21 protein-coding genes and 2 pseudogenes are annotated in these 24,215 nt (G+C 61.5%); 16 read left to right on the forward strand and 7 right to left on the reverse strand.

Annotated features, from left to right (window positions below):
• Positions 1-72: 72 nt before the first annotated feature.
• Entirely contained in the window at positions 73-1,539 is a 1,467-nt protein-coding gene (locus AC1UK9_RS11615) for a LysM peptidoglycan-binding domain-containing protein (protein WP_025109091.1), read from the reverse strand.
• Between the two features lie 99 nt (positions 1,540-1,638).
• Positions 1,639-2,406, reverse strand: a complete 768-nt coding sequence (gene gloB / locus AC1UK9_RS11620) for a hydroxyacylglutathione hydrolase (protein WP_025109092.1) — start codon at positions 2,404-2,406, stop codon at positions 1,639-1,641.
• Between the two features lie 66 nt (positions 2,407-2,472).
• Here gloB and AC1UK9_RS11625 point away from each other — a divergent pair, with 66 nt between their 5' ends.
• From AC1UK9_RS11625 to AC1UK9_RS11645, 5 genes are all read left to right on the forward strand, one after another.
• The gene (locus AC1UK9_RS11625; RefSeq protein WP_025109093.1) at positions 2,473-3,231 is read left to right on the forward strand and encodes a methyltransferase domain-containing protein; all 759 of its coding nucleotides are present in this window, start codon (positions 2,473-2,475) and stop codon (positions 3,229-3,231) included.
• A 91-nt stretch (positions 3,232-3,322) separates the two neighbouring features.
• Positions 3,323-3,784, forward strand: a complete 462-nt coding sequence (rnhA, locus tag AC1UK9_RS11630; RefSeq protein WP_003224162.1) for a ribonuclease HI — start codon at positions 3,323-3,325, stop codon at positions 3,782-3,784.
• 180 nt (positions 3,785-3,964) lie between these two features.
• On the forward strand, positions 3,965-4,723 hold the full coding sequence (dnaQ, locus tag AC1UK9_RS11635) for a DNA polymerase III subunit epsilon (RefSeq protein ID WP_482580127.1): 759 nt from the start codon (positions 3,965-3,967) through the stop codon (positions 4,721-4,723).
• A 172-nt stretch (positions 4,724-4,895) separates the two neighbouring features.
• The gene (locus AC1UK9_RS11640) at positions 4,896-7,151 is read left to right on the forward strand and encodes an Orn/Lys/Arg family decarboxylase (protein ID WP_473015299.1); all 2,256 of its coding nucleotides are present in this window, start codon (positions 4,896-4,898) and stop codon (positions 7,149-7,151) included.
• 14 nt (positions 7,152-7,165) lie between these two features.
• A complete protein-coding gene (locus tag AC1UK9_RS11645) occupies positions 7,166-7,780 on the forward strand; it encodes a GNAT family N-acetyltransferase (protein WP_482580129.1) in 615 nt (204 codons plus the stop codon).
• Here AC1UK9_RS11645 and AC1UK9_RS11650 read toward each other — a convergent pair.
• Positions 7,746-8,639: a LysR family transcriptional regulator gene (locus tag AC1UK9_RS11650; RefSeq protein WP_482580130.1), complete on the reverse strand. Its 894-nt coding sequence runs from the start codon at positions 8,637-8,639 to the stop codon at positions 7,746-7,748. The two genes, AC1UK9_RS11645 and AC1UK9_RS11650, sit on opposite strands and share 35 nt — an antisense overlap.
• 85 nt (positions 8,640-8,724) lie before the next feature.
• Positions 8,725-8,961, reverse strand: a complete 237-nt coding sequence (locus AC1UK9_RS11655; RefSeq protein ID WP_025109098.1) for a hypothetical protein — start codon at positions 8,959-8,961, stop codon at positions 8,725-8,727.
• Between the two features lie 183 nt (positions 8,962-9,144).
• Here AC1UK9_RS11655 and AC1UK9_RS11660 point away from each other — a divergent pair, with 183 nt between their 5' ends.
• Both AC1UK9_RS11660 and AC1UK9_RS11665 read left to right on the forward strand, forming a co-directional pair.
• A complete protein-coding gene (locus AC1UK9_RS11660) occupies positions 9,145-9,702 on the forward strand; it encodes an NADPH-dependent FMN reductase (protein WP_482580131.1) in 558 nt (185 codons plus the stop codon).
• Between the two features lie 160 nt (positions 9,703-9,862).
• Positions 9,863-11,146, forward strand: coding sequence for an arsenic transporter (locus AC1UK9_RS11665; RefSeq protein WP_025109100.1), 1,284 nt, complete (start codon positions 9,863-9,865; stop codon positions 11,144-11,146).
• Between the two features lie 123 nt (positions 11,147-11,269).
• On the opposite strand, the gene AC1UK9_RS11670 is transcribed toward AC1UK9_RS11665, so the two are convergent.
• Positions 11,270-12,220 carry a DUF1853 family protein gene (locus AC1UK9_RS11670; protein ID WP_473015303.1) on the reverse strand — a complete coding sequence of 317 codons (951 nt, stop codon included), beginning with the start codon at positions 12,218-12,220 and terminating at the stop codon, positions 11,270-11,272.
• A gap of 115 nt (positions 12,221-12,335) precedes the next feature.
• On the opposite strand from AC1UK9_RS11670, the gene AC1UK9_RS11675 reads away from it, so the two are divergent.
• The 8 genes and pseudogenes from AC1UK9_RS11675 to AC1UK9_RS11710 form a co-directional block, all read left to right on the forward strand.
• Positions 12,336-13,226, forward strand: coding sequence for an NAD(+) kinase (locus AC1UK9_RS11675; protein WP_003224174.1), 891 nt, complete (start codon positions 12,336-12,338; stop codon positions 13,224-13,226).
• On the forward strand, positions 13,226-14,197 hold the full coding sequence (locus AC1UK9_RS11680) for a metallophosphoesterase (RefSeq protein ID WP_025109102.1): 972 nt from the start codon (positions 13,226-13,228) through the stop codon (positions 14,195-14,197). Before AC1UK9_RS11675 ends, AC1UK9_RS11680 begins: the two co-directional genes overlap by 1 nt.
• Positions 14,194-15,063, forward strand: coding sequence for a rhomboid family intramembrane serine protease (locus AC1UK9_RS11685; RefSeq protein WP_482580132.1), 870 nt, complete (start codon positions 14,194-14,196; stop codon positions 15,061-15,063). The genes AC1UK9_RS11680 and AC1UK9_RS11685 overlap by 4 nt, the downstream gene beginning before the upstream one ends.
• A 32-nt stretch (positions 15,064-15,095) precedes the next feature.
• Complete coding sequence (locus tag AC1UK9_RS11690; RefSeq protein ID WP_007919229.1) at positions 15,096-15,356, forward strand: YeaC family protein; 261 nt, start codon at positions 15,096-15,098, stop codon at positions 15,354-15,356.
• Positions 15,353-16,183 (forward strand): DUF2797 domain-containing protein, encoded by an 831-nt coding sequence (locus AC1UK9_RS11695; protein WP_473015306.1) that lies wholly within the window; start codon positions 15,353-15,355, stop codon positions 16,181-16,183. The genes AC1UK9_RS11690 and AC1UK9_RS11695 overlap by 4 nt, the downstream gene beginning before the upstream one ends.
• Before the next feature lie 10 nt (positions 16,184-16,193).
• The gene (gene pepN / locus AC1UK9_RS11700; protein WP_482580134.1) at positions 16,194-18,851 is read left to right on the forward strand and encodes an aminopeptidase N; all 2,658 of its coding nucleotides are present in this window, start codon (positions 16,194-16,196) and stop codon (positions 18,849-18,851) included.
• A 132-nt stretch (positions 18,852-18,983) separates the two neighbouring features.
• Positions 18,984-19,061: pseudogene (locus AC1UK9_RS11705) on the forward strand (hypothetical protein); the annotation flags it as partial.
• Positions 19,062-19,193: 132 nt separating this feature from the next.
• Positions 19,194-19,271 (forward strand): annotated as a pseudogene (locus AC1UK9_RS11710) (hypothetical protein); the annotation flags it as partial.
• A gap of 257 nt (positions 19,272-19,528) precedes the next feature.
• Here the strand turns inward: AC1UK9_RS11710 and katG are convergent.
• On the reverse strand, positions 19,529-21,799 hold the full coding sequence (katG, locus tag AC1UK9_RS11715) for a catalase/peroxidase HPI (RefSeq protein ID WP_473015308.1): 2,271 nt from the start codon (positions 21,797-21,799) through the stop codon (positions 19,529-19,531).
• A gap of 58 nt (positions 21,800-21,857) precedes the next feature.
• The gene (locus AC1UK9_RS11720; protein ID WP_482580135.1) at positions 21,858-22,112 is read right to left on the reverse strand and encodes a hypothetical protein; all 255 of its coding nucleotides are present in this window, start codon (positions 22,110-22,112) and stop codon (positions 21,858-21,860) included.
• Positions 22,113-22,136: 24 nt separating this feature from the next.
• Here AC1UK9_RS11720 and AC1UK9_RS11725 point away from each other — a divergent pair, with 24 nt between their 5' ends.
• A complete protein-coding gene (locus AC1UK9_RS11725) occupies positions 22,137-24,173 on the forward strand; it encodes a TonB-dependent receptor (protein ID WP_482580136.1) in 2,037 nt (678 codons plus the stop codon).
• Positions 24,174-24,215 lie beyond the last annotated feature (42 nt).

Genomic DNA, 24,215 nt, shown 5'->3' on the forward strand with positions numbered 1-24,215 from the left:
TCGTGTTCTATCGCTTTTGCTTTTGTGGGAGCCAAAAGCAAAAAAAGCCCCTGAATGTCAGGGGCTCTTCTGTCAGTGCGGCTGGTAAACCGTGAGCATCTGCCCAGGTTTCAACGCCTTGCCGGCACCCGGGTTCCAGCGCTTGAGATGCTGCATCTCGACGTTGAAACGCTTGGCCACTACGTACAGGGTGTCGCCACGCTTGACCTTGTACTGGGTCTGCTGCTGGCTGTCGGCCTTGCCTTTGGTCTTGCTGTTGGCGGCGATCACCGTGTTGACCCGGCCACCGCTGCGCGCCGGGGTGCGCTTGGTGGTGTCCTGCATCACCAGGGTCTGGCCGACCTTGAGGTTCTTGCCAGTCAGCTTGTTCCAGCGCTGCAGATCCTTGACTTCGACCTTGTTGGCCTTGGCGATGGAGCCGAGGTTGTCACCGCGTTTGACCCGGTAGGCGCGCTTGAGCTTCGCCACTTCGCTTGGGTCGGCGCCGTCGAACACCGGCTTCAGCGAACGCGGACTGATCAGTTCTTCAGGCCGCATGGTCTGCAGGCTGGCGGTCAGCAGTTGCGCCTTGGACGTCGGCACCAGCAGATGCTGAGGGCCATCGACGGTGGTGCGTTGCTTGAACGCCGGGTTGAGCTGGAACAGTTCGTCTTCGTCGATGTTGGCCACTGCCGCGACCTTGGACAGGTCCATGCGCTGGTTGATTTCGACGACCTGGAAGTACGGTTCGTTGGCGATCGGGTTGAGGTTCACCCCGTAGGCTTCCGGGGCCAGCACCACTTGCGACAAGGCCAGCAGTTTTGGCACGTAGGCCTGGGTTTCCGCCGGCAACGACGACAGGTTCCAGTAGTCGGTGGGCAGGCCGAGCTTCTCGTTGCGCTCGATGGCGCGGCTGACGGTGCCTTCACCGGCGTTATAAGCCGCCAGGGCCAGCAGCCAGTCACCGTTGAACATGTCGTGCAGACGGGTCAGGTAATCCATCGCGGCGGTGGTCGAGGCGGTGATATCGCGACGGCCATCATAAAAACGGGTCTGGCGCAGGTTGTAGTAGCGGCCGGTGGACGGGATGAACTGCCACAGGCCCGACGCGTCGGCCCGGGAATAGGCCATCGGGTTGTAGGCGCTCTCGATCACTGGCAACAGGGCCAGTTCCAGTGGCATGTTGCGCTCTTCAAGACGCTCGACGATGTAATGAATGTAGAGGCTGCCACGTTCGCCGGCGTTCTCGAGAAAGGACGGGTTGCTGGCAAACCACAGGCGCTGTTGCTCGATGCGCGGGTTCACGCCCAGGCCGTCCTGCAGCTGGAAACCGCCGCGCATGCGCTCCCAGATGTCCTGAGGCACCTGTGGGCTTGGCTTTTCAGTCAGCCAGATCGGCTTCTGCTTGGCTCGCGCAGCAATGTTCGGCGTATGGCTCGCTTCAGTCTGCGGAGCATGGCTGGAGCAGCCCGCCAGCGTGGCGGACACAGCCACCGCGATGGCTTGCGCCAAGCGGGTCAACGTGTCTGAATTGACGGACTTACGTATGGATGACGACATTGGCTGGAAGTAAGTTCCGGGCAAAAATGTCGGGCGATTCTAGAAAGCGCACCCCCTGCGGTCAACCATTCAGAATTTTTGTACCGAGTGGTGAGTCACTTAGAACGTATCTTTCCAGGCCCGCAGAGCCGCAAAAACCTCACTCGGCGCCCGGTTTTGAGCGCCTGCCCGTTCGTCCACTTTTTGTGTAACCAATGTTTCAGCGGTGCGCAAAAACGGATTGGTGAGCTTTTCCAGGGCCAGGGTCGAGGGCAGGGACATGACGCCTTTCTCGCGTTTTTCGCTGACCTCTTTCAGACGGGCGGCGATGTCCGGGTTGCTCGGTTCGACCGCCGCGGCAAACTTCAGATTGCTCAGGGTGTATTCATGGGTGCAATACACCAGCGTATCCTCGGGCAGGGCGGCGAGACGGCTGAGCGACTGGTGCATTTGTTCCGGCGTGCCTTCGAACAAGCGTCCACAGCCGGCGGCGAACAGGGTGTCGCCGCAAAACAGCAGGCCGTGGTGGTAATAGGCGATGTGGCCGAGGGTGTGACCCGGCACCGCATAGACATCGAAGTCCCAGCCGAGGACGCTGACCGTGTCGTTGTCCTGGAGCGCCACGTCGCGCCCCGGAATGTTCTCGCTGGCCGGGCCGTAGACTTTGGCGCCGCTCGCCGCTTTCAGACGCTCGACGCCACCGACGTGATCATGGTGGTGATGGGTAATCAGAATGTCGCTCAGCACCCAGCCCGGGTGCGCGGCCAGCCAGGCCTGCACCGGCGCGGCATCGCCCGGGTCGACCACGGCGCAGCGCTGGGTGCGGTGATCCTGTAACAACCAGATGTAGTTGTCGGTGAACGCGGGCAGGGCACTGATCTGTATCATCGTCGGAATTCGCCAAGCGGAAAACATTGGCGCATCTTAGAGCTTCTAGCGGCGTTGGAGAATGACATGACCGATAAAGCGTTCGCTCAGGCCGATCCCGACTGGCTGGCGTTGATCGGCGCGGCCCGTGAATGGCTGGCCGGCCCGCTCGGGCAATTTCTGCTGGATGAAGAACGGCGCATGCTCGAAGACGAGTTGGGCCGCTTCTTCGGCGGTTATCTGGTGCATTACGGACCCTCGGCCCAGACCCCGCCGTCAGCGCCGCAGGTGCAGCGCAACGTGCGCCTCGGTGCGCCGTTGCCGGGTGTGGAGATCGTCTGCGAGGAGCAGGCCTGGCCGTTGAGCGAGCACGCCGCCGACGTGGTGGTGTTGCAGCATGGCCTGGATTTCTGCCTGTCGCCCCACGGTTTGCTGCGTGAAGCGGCGAGCAGCGTGCGGCCCGGCGGGCATTTGCTGATCATCGGCATCAATCCTTGGAGCGCTTGGGGGCTGCGTCATGTTTTCGCCCACGACGCCTTGCGCCAGGCGCGCTGCATCTCGCCGTCACGGGTGGCTGACTGGCTTAATCTGCTGGGCTTTGCGCTGGAGAAACGCCGCTTCGGGTGCTATCGTCCGCCGCTCGCGTCGCCCAAGTGGCAGGCCCGACTGGCCGGCTGGGAACGCAAGGCCGGTGACTGGCAACTGTCGGGCGGCGGCTTCTATTTACTGGTCGCGCGCAAGATCGTGGTCGGCCTGCGTCCGGTGCGTCAGGAGCGCCGCGAGCCGATGGGCAAGCTGATTCCGCTGCCGATGGCCAAGGTCAACCGCCGTCGTATCGAACCGTAAACCTTCTTTTTATAGTGGCCGGACTTGCTCCGGCCGCGGCCATCGTCGATCCGTGATTGACGGGGCCAGGCATTTTTCTGGATAGAGTGGCATGAGCGAAAGCGTCGATAGCGTAGAACTGTTCACTGACGGCGCCTGCAAGGGCAATCCCGGCCCCGGCGGCTGGGGCGCCTTGCTGGTGTGCAAGGGCGTCGAAAAGGAACTGTGGGGCGGCGAAGCCAACACCACCAACAACCGCATGGAACTGCTCGGCGCCATTCGTGGCCTCGAAGCCTTGAAGCGGCCGTGCGAAGTGCTGCTGGTGACCGACTCGCAATACGTGATGAAGGGCATCAACGAGTGGATGGCCAACTGGAAAAAACGCGGCTGGAAAACCGCAGCCAAGGAGCCAGTGAAAAACGCCGACCTGTGGAAAGAGCTGGACGAGCAGGTCAACCGGCACAAGGTCACCTGGAAGTGGGTGCGCGGGCACATTGGTCATCACGGCAACGAGCGGGCTGACCAGTTGGCCAACCGGGGTGTTGACGAAGTACGCGGTTACAAGCAGAGCTGATTCCCTCCATTGCACCGAGTCGTGGCCTTCGCGAGCAGGCTCGCCCCACATTGGAATGCGGTTACCTGTGGGAGCGAGCCTGCTCGCGAATGGGCGCGATACGGTCTGACTGAAACACCCCGCCGAGCGTGTTAACATCGCCGCCTTTGCACGATTGACCCCGTTGAGAATTGAACACTGATGGCCACCAGATCCGTTGTACTCGATACCGAAACCACCGGCATGCCGGTGACCGATGGTCACCGGATCATTGAAATCGGCTGTGTCGAACTGATCGGTCGGCGCCTGACGGGCCGGCACTTTCACGTTTATCTGCAACCGGATCGCGAGAGTGACGAGGGCGCGATCGGCGTCCACGGCATCACTAACGAGTTTCTCGTCGGCAAGCCGCGCTTCGCCGAAGTGGCCGACGAGTTCTTCGAGTTCATCAACGGCGCGCAGCTGATCATCCATAACGCGGCGTTCGACGTTGGCTTCATCAACAACGAATTCGCTCTGATGGGCCAGCACGATCGTGCTGACATCACGCAGCACTGCAGCATCCTCGACACCCTGATGATGGCCCGGGAACGTCACCCGGGGCAGCGCAACAGCCTCGATGCATTGTGCAAGCGTTATGGCGTCGACAACTCCGGCCGTGAACTGCACGGCGCCTTGCTCGACTCGGAAATTCTCGCCGACGTCTACCTGACCATGACCGGCGGCCAGACCAGTCTGTCGCTGGCCGGCAATGCCTCTGACGGTAATGGCACGGGCGAGGGCGCGGACAACTCCGCCACTGAAATCCGCCGCCTGCCGGCTGATCGTCAGCCTGCGCGGATCATTCGTGCGACGCAAGAAGAGCTGGCGGCGCATCAGGTGCGGCTGGAAATCATTGCCAAATCCGCTGGCGGCCCGGCGCTGTGGACGCAGATCGCCGAGGCTGATGCTCAGGCCTGATCCCCTCTGTGGCGAGGAAGCTTGCTACCTCGTCACAAAAAGCACTGCTCTCTGGGCTGCTCGGCCACTGTGCTCAATGAAGCCAACTGGCCACCCTCGCCACTTTCGCTGCAACCCTCTACCCTGAGTGCATTGGCAGACATTGATCCGCCGCCTCAGGACACTGAGCCTCATGTACAAAGATTTGAAGTTTCCGGTGTTGATCGTCCACCGCGACATCAAGGCCGACACGGTCGCCGGTGACCGTATCCGTGGCATCGCCCGTGAGTTGGAGCAGGAAGGTTTCAATATCGTTTCGGCCATCGACTACACCGAAGGGCGGTTAGTGGCGTCGACCCATCACGGTCTGGCGTGCATGCTGATCGCTGCCGAAGACGCCAGCACCCATTCGCACTTGCTGCAGAACATGGCCGAGCTGATCGGCCTGGCCCGGGTGCGGGCGCCGGATCTGCCGATCTTTGCCCTGGGTGAACAAGTCACCCTGGAAAACGCCCCGGCCGATGCCATGGCCGAACTCAATCAACTGCGCGGCATTCTCTATCTGTTCGAAGACACTGTGCCTTTTCTGGCCCGGCAAGTGGCGCGGGCGGCGCGCAAGTACCTCGATGGCCTGCTGCCGCCATTTTTCAAGGCGCTGGTGCAGCACACCGCTGATTCCAACTATTCCTGGCACACCCCCGGGCATGGCGGTGGCGTGGCGTATCACAAGAGCCCGGTCGGGCAGGCGTTTCACCAGTTCTTTGGCGAAAATACCCTGCGTTCGGATTTGTCGGTATCGGTGCCGGAGCTCGGCTCGCTGCTCGATCACACCGGGCCACTGGCTGAGGCGGAAGAGCGTGCGGCGCGCAATTTTGGCGCCGATCACACCTTTTTCGTGATCAACGGCACCTCGACCGCCAACAAGATCGTCTGGCATTCGATGGTCGGCCGTGATGATCTGGTGCTGGTAGACCGCAACTGCCACAAGTCGGTGCTGCACGCGATCATCATGACCGGGGCGATTCCGCTGTACCTGTGTCCGGAACGCAACGAGCTGGGGATCATCGGGCCGATTCCGCTAAGCGAATTCAGCCGCGAATCGATCCAGGCCAAGATCGACGCCAGTCCGCTCACCAAGGGGCGCGCGCCGAAAGTCAAACTGGCGGTGATCACCAACTCGACCTACGACGGCTTGTGCTACAACGCCGAGCTGATCAAGCAAAGCCTGGGCAACAGTGTCGAAGTGCTGCATTTCGATGAGGCGTGGTACGCCTATGCGGCGTTTCACGAGTTCTTCGCCGGGCGCTATGGCATGGCCACTTCGCGCACCGCAGACAGCCCGCTGGTGTTCACCACCCATTCCACGCACAAGCTGCTCGCCGCGTTCAGCCAGGCCTCGATGATTCATGTGCAGGACGGCGGCGCGCGGCAACTGGATCGTGACCGTTTCAACGAAGCGTTCATGATGCACATTTCGACCTCGCCGCAATACAGCATCATCGCCTCGCTGGACGTGGCCTCGGCGATGATGGAAGGGCCGGCCGGGCGTTCGCTGTTGCAGGAAACCTTCGACGAGGCCCTGAGTTTCCGTCGTGCGCTGGCCAATCTGCGCCAGCATATCGCTGCGGATGACTGGTGGTTCTCGATCTGGCAGCCGCCGGGTGTCGAAGGCATCGACCGGGTGCAGACTCAAGACTGGCTGTTGCAGCCGGACGCCGACTGGCACGGCTTCGGCGAGGTCAGCGACGACTACGTGCTGCTCGATCCGATCAAGGTGACGCTGGTGATGCCCGGCTTGAATGCCGGTGGCGCGCTGAGCGAGAAGGGCATTCCGGCGGCGGTGGTCAGCAAGTTCCTCTGGGAGCGCGGGCTGGTGGTGGAGAAGACCGGGCTGTATTCGTTCCTGGTGCTGTTCTCGATGGGGATCACCAAGGGCAAATGGAGCACGCTGCTCACCGAGCTGCTCGAGTTCAAGCGCAGTTACGACGCCAACGTCAGTCTGGCGAGCTGCCTGCCCTGTGTCGCGCAGCAAGATACCGCGCGCTATCGCGGCATGGGTCTGCGTGACTTGTGCGATCAACTGCACGCCTGCTACCGCAGCAACGCCACCGCCAAACACCTCAAGCGCATGTACACGGTGCTGCCGGAAATCGCCATGAAGCCGGCCCACGCCTACGATCATCTGGTGCGGGGCGAGGTCGAGGCCGTGCCGATCGATGAGCTGGAGGGACGGATCGCCGCGGTGATGCTGGTGCCGTATCCACCGGGCATTCCTTTGATCATGCCCGGCGAGCGCTTTACCGAATCGACTCGCTCGATCATCGATTACCTGAAATTTGCCCGCACGTTCGATAGCAGCTTCCCCGGTTTTGTCGCTGATGTGCATGGACTGCAACATGAAGATGAAGGCAATGGACGGCAGTACACCGTCGATTGCGTCAAGGAATGAGGACTTTTCCGAGTATGCAACCGGTCATGAATCCAAAATACCCAGGGCTGTCGGTGCGCGTTGCCGACGATGGTTTTGCCGCCTACATCTGGGGCAGCGACTTCAGTTTCGAAGTGGCGTCCTACGGCGCGGCGGTGATCGGTCAGCCCGTGGCGCAGTGGGCAGTGACGCCGATTGTGCCGTACCGCAAATGCTATGGCATCGATCCCGAGGAGTTCAGCAGCTATCGTGATGCCGCCGACAGCGCGATTTTCATGGCTTATCTGGACGACGAGCCGGTCGGTCATCTGGTGATCAGCACCAATTGGAACGGCTTCGCGCACATCGACGAACTGGCGGTGCATGCACCGGCGCGCCGACATGGCGTGGCCAAGGCGTTGCTGGATGTGGCGCAGTTCTGGAGTCGCAAGAAGAAGCTGCCGGGGATCATGCTCGAAACCCAGAACAACAACCTCGGTGCCTGTCGCCTGTATGAGCGTTGCGGCTACGAGATTGGTGGCGTCGACCACTTGCGTTATCGCGGCATTGATCCGAACACCGCCGAAATCGCGTTGTTCTGGTATCGACTGTTCGATAACCCGTTGGAAAACCCGCTCAACTCGCCAGCATCACCTCGGCTTGTTCCGTGACGATCGTCAGCAGGGTCTGAATCGCCGCCGGCGTGGCGCTGTGCTGGTAGGTCAGTGCATACAGGCTGATCGGCACCGCCGGTGACAATGGGCAGACGTCCAGTCCGCCCGCTCGCGCGCCGAGGGCGGTGAACGGGTCGACGATGGCCAGTCCTTCACCGGCCTCGACCATGCTGCGCATCATCTGATGGGTTTGCACCCGGGTCTGGATGCTCGGCGCCGGGTGCAGGGCCTGGAGTTTGTTGTCCAGTGCCGGGTTCAGTGGGTCGTGGCCTTCGAGGCCGACCATCGCCTGCCCGGCCAGGTCCTGCAGGGAGATGTATTTCTGCTTCGGCTGCAGCCAGCCGTGGGGCGCGAGCAATTGCAGCTTGCCTTGGGCCAGCGGCCGGGCGTGGATGTCGGGGTGTTCGGGGTCGTGCAGGCTCAGGCCCAGATCGCTTTCGCGCAACAGCAGGCTGCGCACGATGTCGCACGTGGCAGCGCTGAGCAGACGGCACGGCGCATCAGGCAAACGCCGACGCAGCAGCGCGATGCTCTGTGGCAACAGGTGTTGCGCCAGCGGCGGGGTACCGATGATGCGCAGGGGCGCGGCGAGGTATTGCTTGAGGCTGCTGGCAAGGCGCTGCACCGGCTCCAGCGCTTCATAGACGTGAGCGATCTCGACTTGCAGCGCCCGCGCTTCAGGCGTCGATTGCAGCCGGCCGCGAACGCTGGCGAACAACATGAACCCCAACTGACTCTCGGCTTCGCGCAATCGCTCTTCGACCTCGGTCACCGGGAGCTGCAGCCATTCGGCAGCGGTGCCCAGGTGACCGGTCTGCAAGAGCGCCTGAATCACTTCGATATGACGTAAACGCATGCGTGAAGTCCATGTTCAGCAGGTGGGGTCAGTGGCTGAATCCTACCCCAAGTCTGCGCATATGACTTCTGCTCATAACGCGCGGTTATTGAGCGACGGTTGGCTCGGGTTCGCGGATCAGGGTGATGTCCGACTGAACCAGCAAAAACTCGCTGTCACTGAGCTTTTTGACGCGATCGCCAATGGCCAGCTTGTAGGTGGTGACAGGCTCCATGCCGGTGAGACCGTCTGCCGACGGGGTGGATTCCTGGAACTCATGCACGGAATAAACGCGGCCTTCCGCATCTCTTGCATGGAACTGACCGACGAGTACTGCTGCCATCTGCTTAGAACCTCTGGAGATAAAACGCTTGATTTGCGGCTTGGTAGACCGTCATCAAGCCCTGTAAGTTTTCCTACAGGAAAAAAATAATCAACGCGGAGGAATTTCCCTCGCTCACTGGTGAAACCGTCATCGAATCATCTATAACTACACGCTCTTCCCACGGACAGTCGAGAGTCTTCCATGAGCAATGTCTACAACGTCGCTGTAGTCGTCGGCAGCCTGCGCAAAGCATCGATCAACCGCAAAGTCGCCCTGGCGCTGGCCGAGCTGGCGCCGGCGAACCTCAAACTGAAGATTGTCGAAATTGGCGATCTGCCACTCTACAACGAAGACATCGACGGCGATTCACCGCCGGCAGCCTACAGCACTTTCCGCCAACAGGTGGGCTCTTCCGACGCGGTGCTGTTTGTCACCCCGGAATACAACCGCTCGGTGCCGGCGCCGTTGAAGAATGCGATTGACGTGGGATCGCGGCCCTATGGCCAAAGCGTCTGGGGTGGCAAGCCGGGAGCGGTAATCAGCGTCTCGCCGGGGGCCATCGGTGGTTTTGGTGCCAACCAGCATCTGCGTCAATCCTTCGTGTTTCTCAACGTGCCGTGCATGCAGCAGCCGGAAGCGTATCTGGGCGGCGCGGGCTCGGCGTTTGACGAAGCGGGCAAGCTGAGCGATTCGGTCAAGCCGTTCCTGCAGAACTTCATCAATGCGTATGGGCAGTTTGTGGAACAACACAAAAAATAATCTGGTCAGATCTGCGGTAAAACAGAGATCCTGTGGGAGCGGGCTTGCTCGCGAAGGCGGTGTGTCAGATGACAATTTTGCATCCGACACTCCGCCTTCGCGAGCAAGCCCGCTCCCACATTGGGGTCTCCACTCATTTGAAATTTGAAGGCTGTCGCGAATGCTCGCTGCGTCACTGATCTTCCTGCTGACCATTACCCTTGTCATCTGGCAGCCCAAAGGCCTCGGGGTCGGTTGGAGCGCGACGCTCGGCGCGGTGCTGGCGCTGATCTGCGGCGTCGTGCACCTGAGCGATATTCCGTTGGTGTGGCAGATCATCTGGAACGCCACCGGCACGTTCGTCGCACTGATCATCATCAGCCTGTTGCTCGATGAAGCGGGTTTCTTCGCCTGGGCTGCGCTGCACGTGGCGCGTTGGGGGCGGGGCAGTGGACGCAAGCTGTTTGCCTTCATGGTGCTGCTCGGCGCGCTGGTGTCGGCGCTGTTCGCCAATGACGGCGCCGCACTGATCCTCACCCCGATTGTGATTTCGATGCTGCTGGCACTGCGCTTTTCACCGGCGGCGACCCTGGCGTTCGTGATGGGCGCCGGTTTTATTGCCGACACGGCGAGCCTGCCGCTGGTGGTGTCGAACCTGGTCAATATCGTCTCGGCGGACTTCTTTCACATTGGCTTCAACCGCTATGCCGCGGTGATGGTGCCGGTCAACTTCGTCAGTGTGGCCGCGACGCTGGGCGTGTTGCTGTGGTTCTTCCGTCGTGACATCCCCAAGGTTTACGACCCCGAACAACTCGACCAGCCGCACACGGCAATCCACGACAAAGCCACGTTCTACGCCGGTTGGGTGGTGCTGGTGATCCTGCTGATCGGCTGCTTCTTCCTCGAACAACTGGGCATTCCGATCAGCGCGATCTCGGCGGTCTGCGCCGCGCTGCTGCTGGCGATTGCCGCCCGTGGCCACAAGATTTCCACGCGCAAGGTGCTGAAAGAAGCGCCGTGGCAGATCGTGATTTTCTCGCTGGGCATGTACCTGGTGGTCTATGGCCTGCGCAATGCCGGGCTGACCGGGTATCTGGCCGGTTGGCTGGACGTGTTCGCCGGGTATGGCGTGTGGGGCGCGGCGCTGGGCACCGGGGTGCTGACGGCGTTGTTGTCGTCGATCATGAATAACTTGCCGACGGTGCTGATCGGCCTGTTGTCGATCGATGCCAGTCAGGCCAGCGGTGTGGTCAAGGAAGCGATGATTTATGCCAACGTGATCGGCAGCGATCTGGGGCCGAAGATCACCCCGATCGGCAGTCTGGCGACCTTGCTCTGGCTGCATGTGCTGGCACGCAAGGATATCCGGATTGGCTGGGGGTATTACTTCAAGGTCGGGATTGTGCTGACGGTGCCAGTGCTATTGATTACCTTGGCGGCTTTGGCTCTGCGGCTTTCCATCTAGACCGCGTTGAGCCCTTCGCGAGCAAGCCCGCTCCCACATTTTGAACTGCATTCCAATTGGAATGCGGTCCCCCTGTGGGAGCGGGCTTGCTCGCGAAAGGGCCGGAACAGGCGCTACAAAAACTCACGCCTGGCCAGGTACATTCGGCCAAAGATCCGACACCAGAAACAACCGCTCCGCCTCTTCCCATTCGCCCCGTGCGTTCTCGATCAGGCGCACCATCAGTTGCGCCGGGGCCAGCGGTTCCAGGGCCTCCAGCCACATCTGCAGATGGTCAGCGTTCCAGGTCTGATCCGCCGGGTAATGCGCCGGCGCCAGCCACGCATGCCGGGGCAGGGGTTGCCAGCGCCCGGGCGGGCGCTGGTCGACAAACGCCGGCCAGTCCTTCTGGTGCAGCCAGCTCCCACGCAGGTGCTGCGGATGCGCGCCTTTTGGTGGTTCGGCCTGACCGGGCCACGGATACAGCAGATAACCGCCCAGCCACAACTGCGCACTGAACACTTCAATATCCAGCTTCGCCAGCACCGCGCGGCTTTCCGGACGCGCCGAGATCGGCAGTTGGTGTTCCGCCAGGTGCGCCAGTTTACGGTCCAGTCGATCGTGACAGCCCGGGCCCAGCCACTGCGCCGTATCATGTCCGTTGCCATGCTGCGGGCCGAGGTAGAGCTTGATCGCCAGTTCCAGGTGATGCACGCCGTCACGATCGCGCAGCAGCATGTCCAGTTCGCCGAGGGTGTGGCCCTCGCGGCGAATCGGCAGGTTGGCGGCAATCAGTTCAATGCCCGGCGCATGCTCCACGGCAAACTGCCACAACCGCTCGTAATACAGCCCCAGCCGCCGGGTGCGCGCCTGGGACAGCCAATGCAGCAAGCCATAACTGTCGCGATCGAGTTGCCGCAGCCACTGCTCCAGGCGCTGCGGATCGCTCACCCAATCGCTGCCGGCCAGTGGGTGGCGCTGCGGCCACGGCGTCGTTGCGAGCATTGGCGGGGCGAGAATCACCCACGCCAGATCCCGCACCTCCGGATGGCGTAATTGGTGTGGCAACTGGAGCAGCTCGGGAAACAGGATCATCTTGCGAGCATAGCCTGAAACACGAGCGCACCCTTGAGGCTGAAAGGATTTTGTCTATGGCGGGCTTTCGCCCATAATCGTGTTTTTCGCGTTTTCGATTGTCCGCAGAGGTCCCATGGAGCAATTTCGTAATATCGGCATCATCGGTCGCCTGGGCAGCTCCCAGGTGCTGGATACCGTCCGCCGACTGAAACGCTTTCTGCTCGATCGTCACCTGCACGTGATTCTCGAAGACACCATCGCCGAAGTCCTGCCGGGCCATGGCCTGCAGACCTCATCGCGCAAGATGCTCGGCGAAGTCTGCGACATGGTCATCGTCGTCGGTGGCGACGGCAGCCTGCTCGGCGCTGCACGGGCGCTGGCCAAGCACAATATTCCGGTACTGGGGATCAACCGTGGCAGCCTCGGCTTTCTGACCGACATTCGTCCCGATGAGCTGGAAGTCGAAGTGGCCAAGGTGCTCGACGGCCATTACCTGGTGGAAAACCGCTTCCTGCTGCAAGCCGAAGTTCGCCGCCATGCCGAGGCCATCGGCCAGGGCGATGCGCTCAACGACGTGGTGCTGCACCCGGGCAAATCGACGCGGATGATCGAGTTCGAGCTGTACATCGACGGCCAGTTCGTCTGCAGCCAGAAGGCCGACGGCCTGATCGTCGCCACCCCGACCGGTTCCACCGCTTATGCGCTGTCCGCCGGCGGGCCGATCATGCATCCCAAGCTGGACGCCATTGTGATCGTGCCGATGTATCCCCATATGTTGTCGAGTCGGCCAATTGTGGTCGATGGCAACAGTGAGCTGAAAATCGTCGTGTCGAAAAACATGCAGATCTACCCGCAGGTCTCCTGCGATGGGCAGAACCACTTCACCTGCGCGCCGGGCGACACCATTACCGTCAGCAAGAAAGCGCAGAAGCTGCGGCTGATTCACCCGCTCGACCACAACTACTACGAAGTCTGCCGGACCAAGCTCGGCTGGGGCAGCAAGTTGGGTGGTGGAGGAGACTGATGCTCGATCCCGCGCGCAGTTATGACTTGATTGGTGACGTGCACGGATGCGCCCTGACCCTGGAACACTTGCTTGACCGACTCGGTTATCACAAGCAAGGCGGGGTCTGGCGGCATCCATCGCGCATGGCCGTGTTCGTCGGCGACATCATTGACCGTGGCCCGCGGATCCGCGAGGCACTGCACATCGTCCACGACATGGTCGAGGCCGGACAGGCGCTGTGCATCATGGGCAACCACGAATTCAACGCACTGGGCTGGAGCACGCCGGCCCCTCCGGGCAGCGGCAAGCAGTTTGTCCGCGAGCACACGCCGCGCCATGCGCGTCTGTTGCACGAGACCCTGACCCAGTTCGAGGGCCACTCCGGCGACTGGCACGATTTCCAGCGCTGGTTCTACGAGTTGCCGCTGTTTGTCGATGCCGGGCGGTTCCGCGTGGTCCACGCCTGCTGGGATGCCGGGCTGATCGAGCCGCTGCGCGCGTTGTTCCCCAATGGCTGCATCGACGAACACTTCCTGCAGGCTTCGGCAGTCCCGGACAGCTTTGCCTGCACCGTGTTCGATCGCCTGTTGCGCGGCACCGACATGCGCCTGCCGGATGGGCTGACCATGACCAGCGGCGACGGTCTGGTGCGTTCGTTCTTCCGTACCAAGTTCTGGGAAGACGACCCGAAAACCTACGGCGACATCGTCTTCCAGCCGGATGCACTGCCGGAGCCGGTGGCGCAGAAGCCGCTGACCTCCAGCGAAAAAAACAACCTGCTGCGCTACGGCGTCGATGAGCCTTTGCTGTTCGTCGGCCATTACTGGCGCAGCGGCAAACCGGCACCGATCCGCCCGAACCTCGCGTGTCTCGATTACAGCGCGGTGCTCTACGGCAAACTGGTGGCCTATCGTCTGGATCAGGAAACACGCCTGGATCCGCATAAATTTGTCTGGGTCGATGTCGAGCGGCCGGAGGTGCTGCAATGAGTGCGGTAGCGGTATTGCGTCTGCCGTTGGCGGTAGACCTGAGCGGTTTTGTCAAACTGTTGCAACGCATGCAGGTGCCCCATCGGGTCAGCGAGGAGGCGGGGGAGCAGGTGCTGTGGGCACCGTCGGAAATCAGTGAGGATGTGCGTTCGCTGTACGAGCGTTTTCCGGCCGGCGATCCCGATCAGCAACTGGACATCCCGCTGGCCCCGACCTTCAAGCGTCCAAGCTTCGCCGAGCAACTCAAACACGCCAGGGCCACCGGTTTCATCCTGCTGCTGAGCCTGCTGGTCGGCGGCCTGACGTACCTGGGTGACAACCTTGAGACCGTGCGCTGGCTGAGCTTCCTCGACTTTCGCGTCGTCGGCGATTACATCCACTTCACACCACTGGCCGACAGCCTCGCGGCGGGGCAGTGGTGGCGGCTGTTTACGCCGATGCTGTTGCACTTCGGCATCCTCCACCTGGCCATGAACGGCATGTGGTACTGGGAACTGGGGCGGCGCATCGAATCGCGCCAGGGCAGCATCAATCTGCTCGGCCTGACGCTGCTGTTCAGCCTGGTGTCCAACTACGCGCAGTTTGCCTGGAGCGGCCCGACCCTGTTCGGCGGCCTGTCCGGCGTGTTGTACGGGCTGCTCGGTCACTGCTGGATCTTCCAGTTGCTGGCACCGAACCCGGCGTATCGCCTGCCGCGTGGCGTGCTGGTGATGATGCTGGTGTGGCTGGTGATCTGCATGTCCGGGCTGGTCTCGATGATCGGTTTCGGCCAGATCGCCAACGCCGCCCACGTCGGCGGGTTACTCATCGGATGCTTCACCGGTTTGTTGGGTGGTTTGTATAACCGCCGTAAACTGGCCGCCTAAAATTTCAGTGAATAAAGAGCACGGAGACCCTGATGTCCTCTTTTAACGACATGATCAACAACATTACCCCGGACATCTACGAGAGCCTGAAACTGGCCGTGGAAATCGGCAAGTGGTCCGACGGTGGCAAGCTCACCGCCGAACAGCGTGAGCTATCGCTGCAGGCGATGATCGCCTGGGAGATCCAGAACCTGCCTGAAGACCAGCGTACCGGTTACATGGGCCCGCAAGAGTGTGCGTCGAAGTCGATCGAAGTGCCGAACATCCTGTTCAAGTCGGACGCTATCCATTGATCGAGATTGGCCGCGGTGCAATCAGCAAAATGTCGGCGCGCCTGGACGGGCCGAATGTGCAATACGCGTTTCGTCTGGATGACGTCGAGGTGCCGGTCAATCCCATGATCGGCACCACGGTGCGTCTGGAATACCTGGGGGCGATCCATTGCACCCATTGCGGGCGCAAGACCAAAACCAGTTTCAGCCAGGGTTACTGCTATCCGTGCATGACCAAACTGGCGCAGTGCGACATCTGCATCATGAGCCCGGAGCGCTGCCACTTCGAGGCCGGCACCTGCCGCGAGCCTGCGTGGGGCGAGAAATTCTGCATGACCGATCATGTGGTGTATCTGGCCAACTCGTCGGGGATCAAAGTCGGTATCACTCGCGCGACGCAACTGCCGACCCGCTGGCTCGATCAGGGCGCGAGTCAGGCATTGCCGATCATGCGCGTGGCGACTCGGCAGCAGTCTGGCTTCGTCGAAGACCTGTTTCGCAGCCAGGTGGCGGACAAGACCAACTGGCGCGCGCTGCTCAAGGGCGACGCGGCGGCGGTGGATCTGGCCCAAGTACGCGATCAGCTGTTCGCCAGCTGCGCCGAAGGGCTGCAGGGGCTGCAACAGCGATTCGGCCTACAAGCAATTCAGACGATTACTGATGTAGAACCTCTCGAAATCCGCTATCCGGTCGAGCAATACCCGGCCAAAATCGTCAGCTTCAACCTGGACAAGAACCCGATTGCCGAAGGCACGTTGCTGGGGATCAAGGGCCAGTACCTGATCTTCGACACCGGCGTGATCAACATTCGTAAGTACACGGCTTATCAGCTCGCCGTGCATCAATAAGGATTCCAGCATGCGCACCGAACAACCGAAGATGATTTACCTGAAGGACTATCAGGCGCCCGAGTACCTGATCGACGAGACGCACCTGACCTTCGAGCTGTTCGAGGACCACAGCCTGGTTCACGCGCAACTGGTGATGCGCCGTAACCCGGCGCGCGGCCCGGGCCTGCCGCCGTTGGTGCTGGATGGGCAGCAGCTGGAGTTGCTGTCGGTGACCCTGGCTGACCAGGAACTCGGCGCCGACGACTATCAGCTGACGGAAAACACCCTGACCCTGCAGCCGGCCAGCGCCAGCTTCACCGTCGACACCAGCGTCCGGATCCACCCGGAAACCAACACCGCGCTGGAAGGCCTGTACAAGTCCGGCACGATGTTCTGCACCCAGTGCGAGGCTGAAGGCTTCCGCAAGATCACCTACTACCTCGACCGCCCGGACGTGATGAGCAAGTTCACCACCACGGTGGTCGCCGAGCAGCACAGCTACCCGGTGCTGCTGTCCAACGGCAACCCGATCGCCTCCGGCCCGGGCGAAGATGGCCGGCACTGGGCGACCTGGGAAGACCCGTTCATGAAACCGGCGTACCTCTTCGCGCTGGTGGCCGGTGATCTGTGGTGCGTCGAAGACACGTTCACCACCATGACCCAGCGCAACGTCGCGCTGCGCATCTATGTCGAGCCGGAAAACATCGACAAGTGCCAGCACGCGATGAACAGCCTGAAGAAGTCGATGCGTTGGGACGAAGAGGTCTACGGTCGTGAGTACGACCTGGACATCTTCATGATCGTCGCGGTAAACGACTTCAACATGGGCGCCATGGAGAACAAAGGCCTCAACATCTTCAACTCCAGCGCCGTGCTGGCCCGCGCCGAAACTGCCACCGACGCCGCGCACCAGCGGGTCGAGGCGATCGTCGCCCACGAATACTTCCACAACTGGTCGGGCAACCGCGTGACCTGCCGCGACTGGTTCCAGCTGTCGCTCAAGGAAGGCTTCACCGTGTTCCGCGACGCCGGCTTCTCCTCGGACATGAACTCGGCCACGGTCAAGCGCATTCAGGACGTGGCGTACCTGCGTACCCACCAGTTCGCCGAAGATGCCGGGCCGATGGCCCACGCGGTGCGTCCGGACAGCTTCATCGAGATCTCCAACTTCTACACCCTGACCGTGTACGAAAAGGGCTCGGAAGTGGTCGGCATGATCCACACCCTGCTGGGCGCCGATGGCTTCCGCAAGGGCAGTGACCTGTACTTCGAGCGCCACGATGGCCAAGCCGTGACCTGCGACGATTTCATCAAGGCCATGGAAGATGCCAACGGGGTCGACCTGACCCAGTTCAAGCGCTGGTACAGCCAGGCCGGCACACCGCGTCTGGCGGTGAGCGAGTCCTACGACGCGGCGGCAAAAACCTACAGCCTGACCTTCCGCCAGAGCTGCCCGGAAACCCCGGACAAGGTGGAAAAACTGCCGTTCGTGATCCCGGTCGAACTGGGCCTGCTCGACAGCAAAGGCAACGAGATTGCCCTGCGTCTGGCCGGTGAAGCGTCGGCGCAAGGCACCAGCCGCGTGATCTCGGTGACCGAAGCCGAGCAGACGTTCACCTTCGTCGACATCGCCGAACAGCCGCTGCCATCGCTGCTGCGCGGTTTCTCGGCGCCGGTGAAGCTGAGCTTCCCGTACAACCGCGACCAGTTGATGTTCCTGATGCAGCACGACAGCGACGGCTTCAACCGCTGGGATGCCGGTCAGCAACTGTCGGTACAGGTGCTGCAGGAGCTGATCGCCCAGCAGCAGAAGGGCGAGAGCCTGGTGCTCGATCCGCGTCTGATCTCGGCGTTGAAAACCGTGCTGTCCGATGAGTCGCTGGATCAGGCCATGGTCGCCGAAATGCTCTCGCTGCCAAGCGAAGCCTATCTGACCGAAATCAGCGAAGTGGCGGACGTCGAGGCGATCCACAACGCTCGCGAATTTGCCCGCAGACAATTGGCGGACAACCTGTTCGAAGCGCTGTGGCTGCGTTATCAGGCCAACCGTGATTTGTCGAAGCAAACCCCTTACGTGGCCGAGGCCGAGCATTTCGCTCGTCGTGCGTTGCAGAACATTGCGCTGTCGTACCTGATGCTCAGCGGCAAGCCCGAGGTGCTGGCCGCCACCCTTGAGCAGTTCGAAAACAGCGACAACATGACCGAGCGCCTGACCGCGCTGGCTGTGTTGGTCAACTCGCCGTTCGACGAGCAGAAAGCGAGGGCGCTGGCGAGCTTCGCCGAGCACTTCAAGGACAATCCGCTGGTCATGGATCAGTGGTTCAGCGTGCAGGCCGGCAGTACTTTGCCGGGCGGTCTGGAGCGTGTTAAAGCCTTGATGCAGCACAAGGCGTTCAACATCAAGAACCCGAACAAGGTGCGCGCGCTAGTCGGTGCGTTTGCCGGGCAAAACCTGATCAACTTCCATGCCGCCGATGGTTCGGGCTACCGCTTCCTCGCGGACCTGGTAATCGAGTTGAACGGCTTCAACCCGCAGATCGCTTCGCGCCAATTGGCACCGCTGACCCGCTGGCGTAAATACGACACTGCGCGGCAGGCGTTGATGAAGGCCGAACTGGAGCGGATTCTGGCTTCGGGGCAGTTGTCGAGCGATGTGTACGAGGTGGTGAGCAAAAGCCTGGCGTAACCCGTAACGAAATGTGGGAGCGGGCTTGCTCGCGAATACGGTGTATCAGACACAGAGATGTCGACTGATGCACCGCATTCGCGAGCAAGCCCGCTCCCACCGTTTTTATTGGGGCGAACACGTATTCTGTCCCCCGAACTGGAGCGGATTCTGGCTTCGGGGCAGTTGTCGAGCGATGTGTACGAGGTGGTAAGCAAAAGCCTGGCGTAACGCATAACGAAATGTGGGAGCGGGCTTGCTCGCGAATACGGTGTATCAGACACAGAGATGTCGACTGATGCACCGCTTTCGCGAGCAAGCCCGCTCCCACCGTTTTTATTGGGGCGAACACGTATTCTGTCCCCCGAACTGGAGCGGATTCTGGCTTCGGGGCAGTTGTCGAGCGATGTGTACGAGGTGGTGAGCAAAAGCCTGGCGTAACCCGTAACGAAATGTGGGAGCGGGCTTGCTCGCGAATACGGCGTGTCAGACACAGAGATGTCGACTGATGCACCGCATTCGCGAGCAAGCCCGCTCCCACCGTTTTTATTGGGGCGAACACGTATTCTGTCCCCGCCACAGATCCTTGGCAGGAGTGAGCCTGTTTGCGAATACGGTGTGTCAGACAAGGAGATGTCATCCGATACACCGCAATCGCGAGCAGGCTCACTCCTACAGGGGGGGGGGCGTCTAGTCGGCTACTTCAGGTCAAACCGATCCAGGTTTGTCACCTTCGTCCAGGCTGCCACGAAGTCCTTCACGAACTGTTCTTTGGCATCCGAACTGGCATACACCTCGGCCAATGCCCGCAGTATTGCGTTGGAACCAAACACCAGATCAACCCGCGTCGCCGTCCATTTCACGCTGCCCGTTTTGCGGTCGCGTCCTTCGAACTCGTCCGCCGCCGGTGACGTCGGTTTCCACTCCACGCCCATATCGAGCAGGTTAGTGAAGAAGTCGTTGGTCAGCGCTTCGGTGCGTGTGGTGAACACGCCATGCCGGCTCTGCCCGACGTTGGCTCCCAATACCCGCAGACCACCCAGCAGCACGGTCATTTCCGGGGCGGAAAGGGTCAGCAGTTGGGCCTTGTCGATCAGCAATGCTTCGGCTGAAACGGTGTATTTGCCCTTGCTGTAGTTACGGAAGCCATCGGCAATCGGTTCGAGGAAACCAAACGACTCGACGTCGGTTTGCTCCTGAGTCGCATCCGTGCGCCCTGGATTGAACGGCACAGAAACCGAGTGCCCGGCGTTTTTCGCCGCTTGCTCGACCCCGGCATTGCCCGCCAGCACGATCAGGTCCGCCAGCGAGACTTTCTTGCCGGAGGCGCCGGCATTGAACTCGTTTTGAATGCCTTCGAGGGTCTTCAGCACCTTGTCCAGTTGCTCAGGCTGGTTGGCCTGCCAGGAGCGTTGAGGCTCCAGACGCAGACGGCCACCATTGGCGCCACCGCGTTTGTCGGAACCGCGAAACGTAGACGCCGCGGCCCACGCGGTGGAGACCAGTTGCGACACCGAGAGGCCGGATGCCAGCACTTTGCTTTTCAGCGCCTGCGCATCGTTGCTGTCGATCAGCGGGTGAGTGGCGTCAGGAATCGGGTCCTGCCACAGCAGTTCCTCGTTGGGCAGTTCCGGGCCGAGGTAACGCGAGAGCGGGCCCATGTCCCGGTGGATCAGCTTGTACCAGGCGCGGGCGAAGGCGTCTGCCAGTTGATCCGGGTTGGCCAGGAAGCGCCGGGCGATCGGCTCGTAAATCGGGTCGAAACGCAGGGCCAGGTCGGAGGTGAGCATGGTCGGCGAGAGTTTCTTGCTCGGATCGTGGGCATGCGGAACGGTGCCGGCCCCGGCGCCGTTTTTCGGTTTCCACTGGTGCGCACCGGCCGGGCTTTTGAACAGTTCCCACTCGAAGCCGAACAGGTTTTCCAGATAGTTGTTGCTCCACTGGGTCGGGGTGGTGGTCCAGGTCACTTCAAGACCGCTGGTGATGGTGTCGGCGCCCTTGCCGCTACCGAATGCGTTGCGCCAGCCAAGGCCTTGTTCTTCCAGCCCGGCGGCTTCCGGCTCAGGCCCGACGTTGTCGGCGGGGCCGGCGCCGTGGGTCTTGCCGAAGGCGTGACCGCCGGCGATCAGGGCTACGGTTTCTTCGTCGTTCATGGCCATGCGGCCGAAGGTTTCGCGGATGTCGCGACCCGATGCGACCGGATCTGGATTGCCTTCAGGGCCCTCCGGGTTCACATAAATCAGGCCCATTTGTACGGCGGCCAACGGGTTTTCCAGATTGCGTTCGCCCTGATCGGTGCGGCTTTGCTCTTTGCCGTGCAAATCGGGTTCGGCTACCAGCGTGCCGTCACCGGGTTCCTGCATGGCGGCCTTGTCTTTGCCATAACGGCTGTCGCCGCCCAGCCATTCATGTTCCGACCCCCAGTACACGTCTTCATCCGGCTCCCACACATCAGGACGGCCGCCGGAATAACCGAAGGTCTTGAAGCCCATCGATTCCAGCGCGACGTTGCCGGTGAGGACGATCAGGTCGGCCCAGGAAATGTTTTGCCCGTACTTCTGTTTGATCGGCCACAGCAGGCGGCGGGCCTTGTCGAGGCTGACGTTGTCCGGCCAGCTGTTGAGCGGGGCGAAACGCTGTTGTCCGGAACCGGCACCACCGCGGCCATCGGCGGTGCGATAGGTGCCGGCACTGTGCCAGGCCATGCGGATGAACAGCGGGCCGTAGTGGCCGAAGTCTGCCGGCCACCAGTCCTGAGAGTCGGTCATCAGCGCGCGAAGATCTTGTTTCAGCGCCTGGAAGTCGAGGCTCTTGAAGGCTTTGGCGTAGTCGAAGTCCTTGCCCAGCGGATCGGACTTGGGCGAGTGCTGGCTGAGGATCTTCAGGTTCAGTTGATTCGGCCACCAGTCACGGTTCGTCGTACCACCACCGGCGGCGTGGTTGAACGGGCATTTCGATTCGTTTGCCATGTTCGGGTCCTTATCAGGTCTTCTACGGCCGGCTCGTGCCGACTTCGGACTAGTAAGGCTAGACCCGACTCGGGCAGTCAGCTAATAGGCCGACTATTGGAGGCTGATAGCCGCAGTCTTTCAGCGCCTTCATGCGCTTTTGCAGGCTGCCGGGCCGTTTGACCAAAGCCGCAAATCCGCGTCCTTGAGCGCTTGCTGCACAACAAATTGCAAGAATCGGGATGACAGAAAGAAATGTTATTGTATAACATAAAAAAGATTTCATTCTGTTTCTGCCGGTAATCATCAGCAAAACGCCGGCAGCGATTCTCATTGTTCTGCTCATGGAAGTTCTGAAATGCCTGCCCGTTCCCAGCCCCTTCAACGACGCCTGACGCCTCTGGCCGCCGCGCTGCTGCTTGCCTCGCCGGTGTTCGCCGCCGAACCGCTCGAGCTGCAACCACAAGTCATCACCGGCAATCCACTGGGCAGCCAGACCCTGGCATCGCCCTCGACCGTCCTCAGTGGCGACGACCTCACGTATCAGCAGAAAGGCAGCCTGGGCGAGACCCTGAACAAGCAGCCCGGCGTGTCCTCGTCATACTTCGGCCCGGGCGCGAGTCGGCCGATCATTCGGGGTCAGGACGGTGACCGCATTCGCATCCTGCGCAACGGCGTCGGCGCGCTGGACGCTTCGTCGCTGTCCTACGATCACGCGGTGCCGCTGGATCCGGTCAATGTCGAGCGCATCGAAATCGTCCGCGGCCCGGCAGCGCTGCTGTACGGCGGCAGCGCGATCGGCGGGGTGGTCAACACGTTCGATAACCGCATTCCTACCGAAGCCATCGACGGCATCCATGGCGCCGGCGAGCTGCGCTACGGTGGCGCCGACACGACCCGCAGCAGTGCGGGGAAACTGGAAGCGGGCAACGGCCAGTTCGCCTTGCACCTGGATGCCAGCGCCCGTGAATTCAACGATCTGAAAATCCCCGGTTACGCCAAGACCGGCGCTGCGCGCGCCAACGACGACGGTGATTCGCGCAAGCATCGGCTGGCCAACAGCGACGGGCGCCAGGACGGCGGCGCTGTTGGCGGTTCCTACACCTGGGATGACGGTTACGCCGGTCTGTCCTACAGCAATTACGATTCGAACTACGGCTCACCCGCCGAAGATGTCGTGCGCATCCGCATGCAGCAGGAGCACTACGCGTTTGCTTCGGAAATCCGCAACCTCGACGGCCCGTTCAGCTCAATCAAACTCGACGCGGGTTACACCGATTATGAGCATCGGGAAATCGAGGGCGGTGAAGTCGGTACAACCTTCAAGAACAAGGGTTACGAAGCACGGGTTGAGGCTCGGCACCGGCCGCTGGGGCCGTTCAATGGGGTGATCGGCGCTCAGGTCAGTCGCAACGAATTTTCGGCGCTGGGCGAAGAGGCATTCGTGCCGCACACCGATACGGATGCCGGCGCACTGTTCATTCTGGAAGAGTTACAAGCCACCGAGCGACTGCTGTTCACCCTCGGCGGGCGACTGGAACACACCACGGTCGATCCGGATGCCAAAGGCAACGAGCGCTTCGCCAACGCCGACCGCTCCAGCAGCTTCACCGCCGGCAGCCTGTCGTCCGGCGCGGTGTACACGCTGACGCCGATCTGGTCGGTCGCCGCGACACTGGGCTACACCGAACGCGCCCCAACGTTTTATGAGTTGTACGCCAACGGCGCGCACGTCGCGACCGGCACCTATGAAGTCGGCGACGCCGGACTGTCGAAAGAAAAAGCGGTGTCCAGCGACCTGGCGTTGCGCTTCGACAATGGCACGCACAAGGGCAGTGTCGGCGTGTTCTATAGCCATTTCTCCAATTACATCGGTCTGCTAGGCACGGGTCGCACGCTCAATGACGAAGGGGAACAGGACGCCGGTGGCATTCCCGAATACACCTACTCGGGCGTGCGCGCACGTTTCAGCGGCATCGAAGCGCAGGATCGCTGGACGCTTGGCGAAAATGCGTACGGCAAGTTTGCCCTGGAACTGTCGGGCGATTACACCCGTGCGAAGAACCTCGACAACGGCCAAGACCTGCCGCGCATCGCGCCGTTGCGCTTGAACAGTGGTTTGTTGTGGGAACTGGATCGCTGGCAGGCGCGGATCGATATCGAGCACGCCAGCTCGCAACATCGCGTGCCGGCCAACGAAAGCAGCACCGATGGCTACACCACGCTGGGCGCCAATGTGGGTTATCACTTTGATGTCGGTCAGAGCAAATGGCTGGCTTTCGTCAACGCCGAGAACCTGACCAACCAGACCGTGCGTTACGCCAGTTCGATCCTGCGCGACGTTGCGCCGGCAGAAGGGCGCAGCATTCAGGTGGGGTTGCGCACGACGTTCTGATTGGACTCGGCGATTGCCAACGTCACGCCAGGTGCGTGACGT

The organism is Pseudomonas sp. AK-TSAG1-1 (assembly GCF_056821665.1).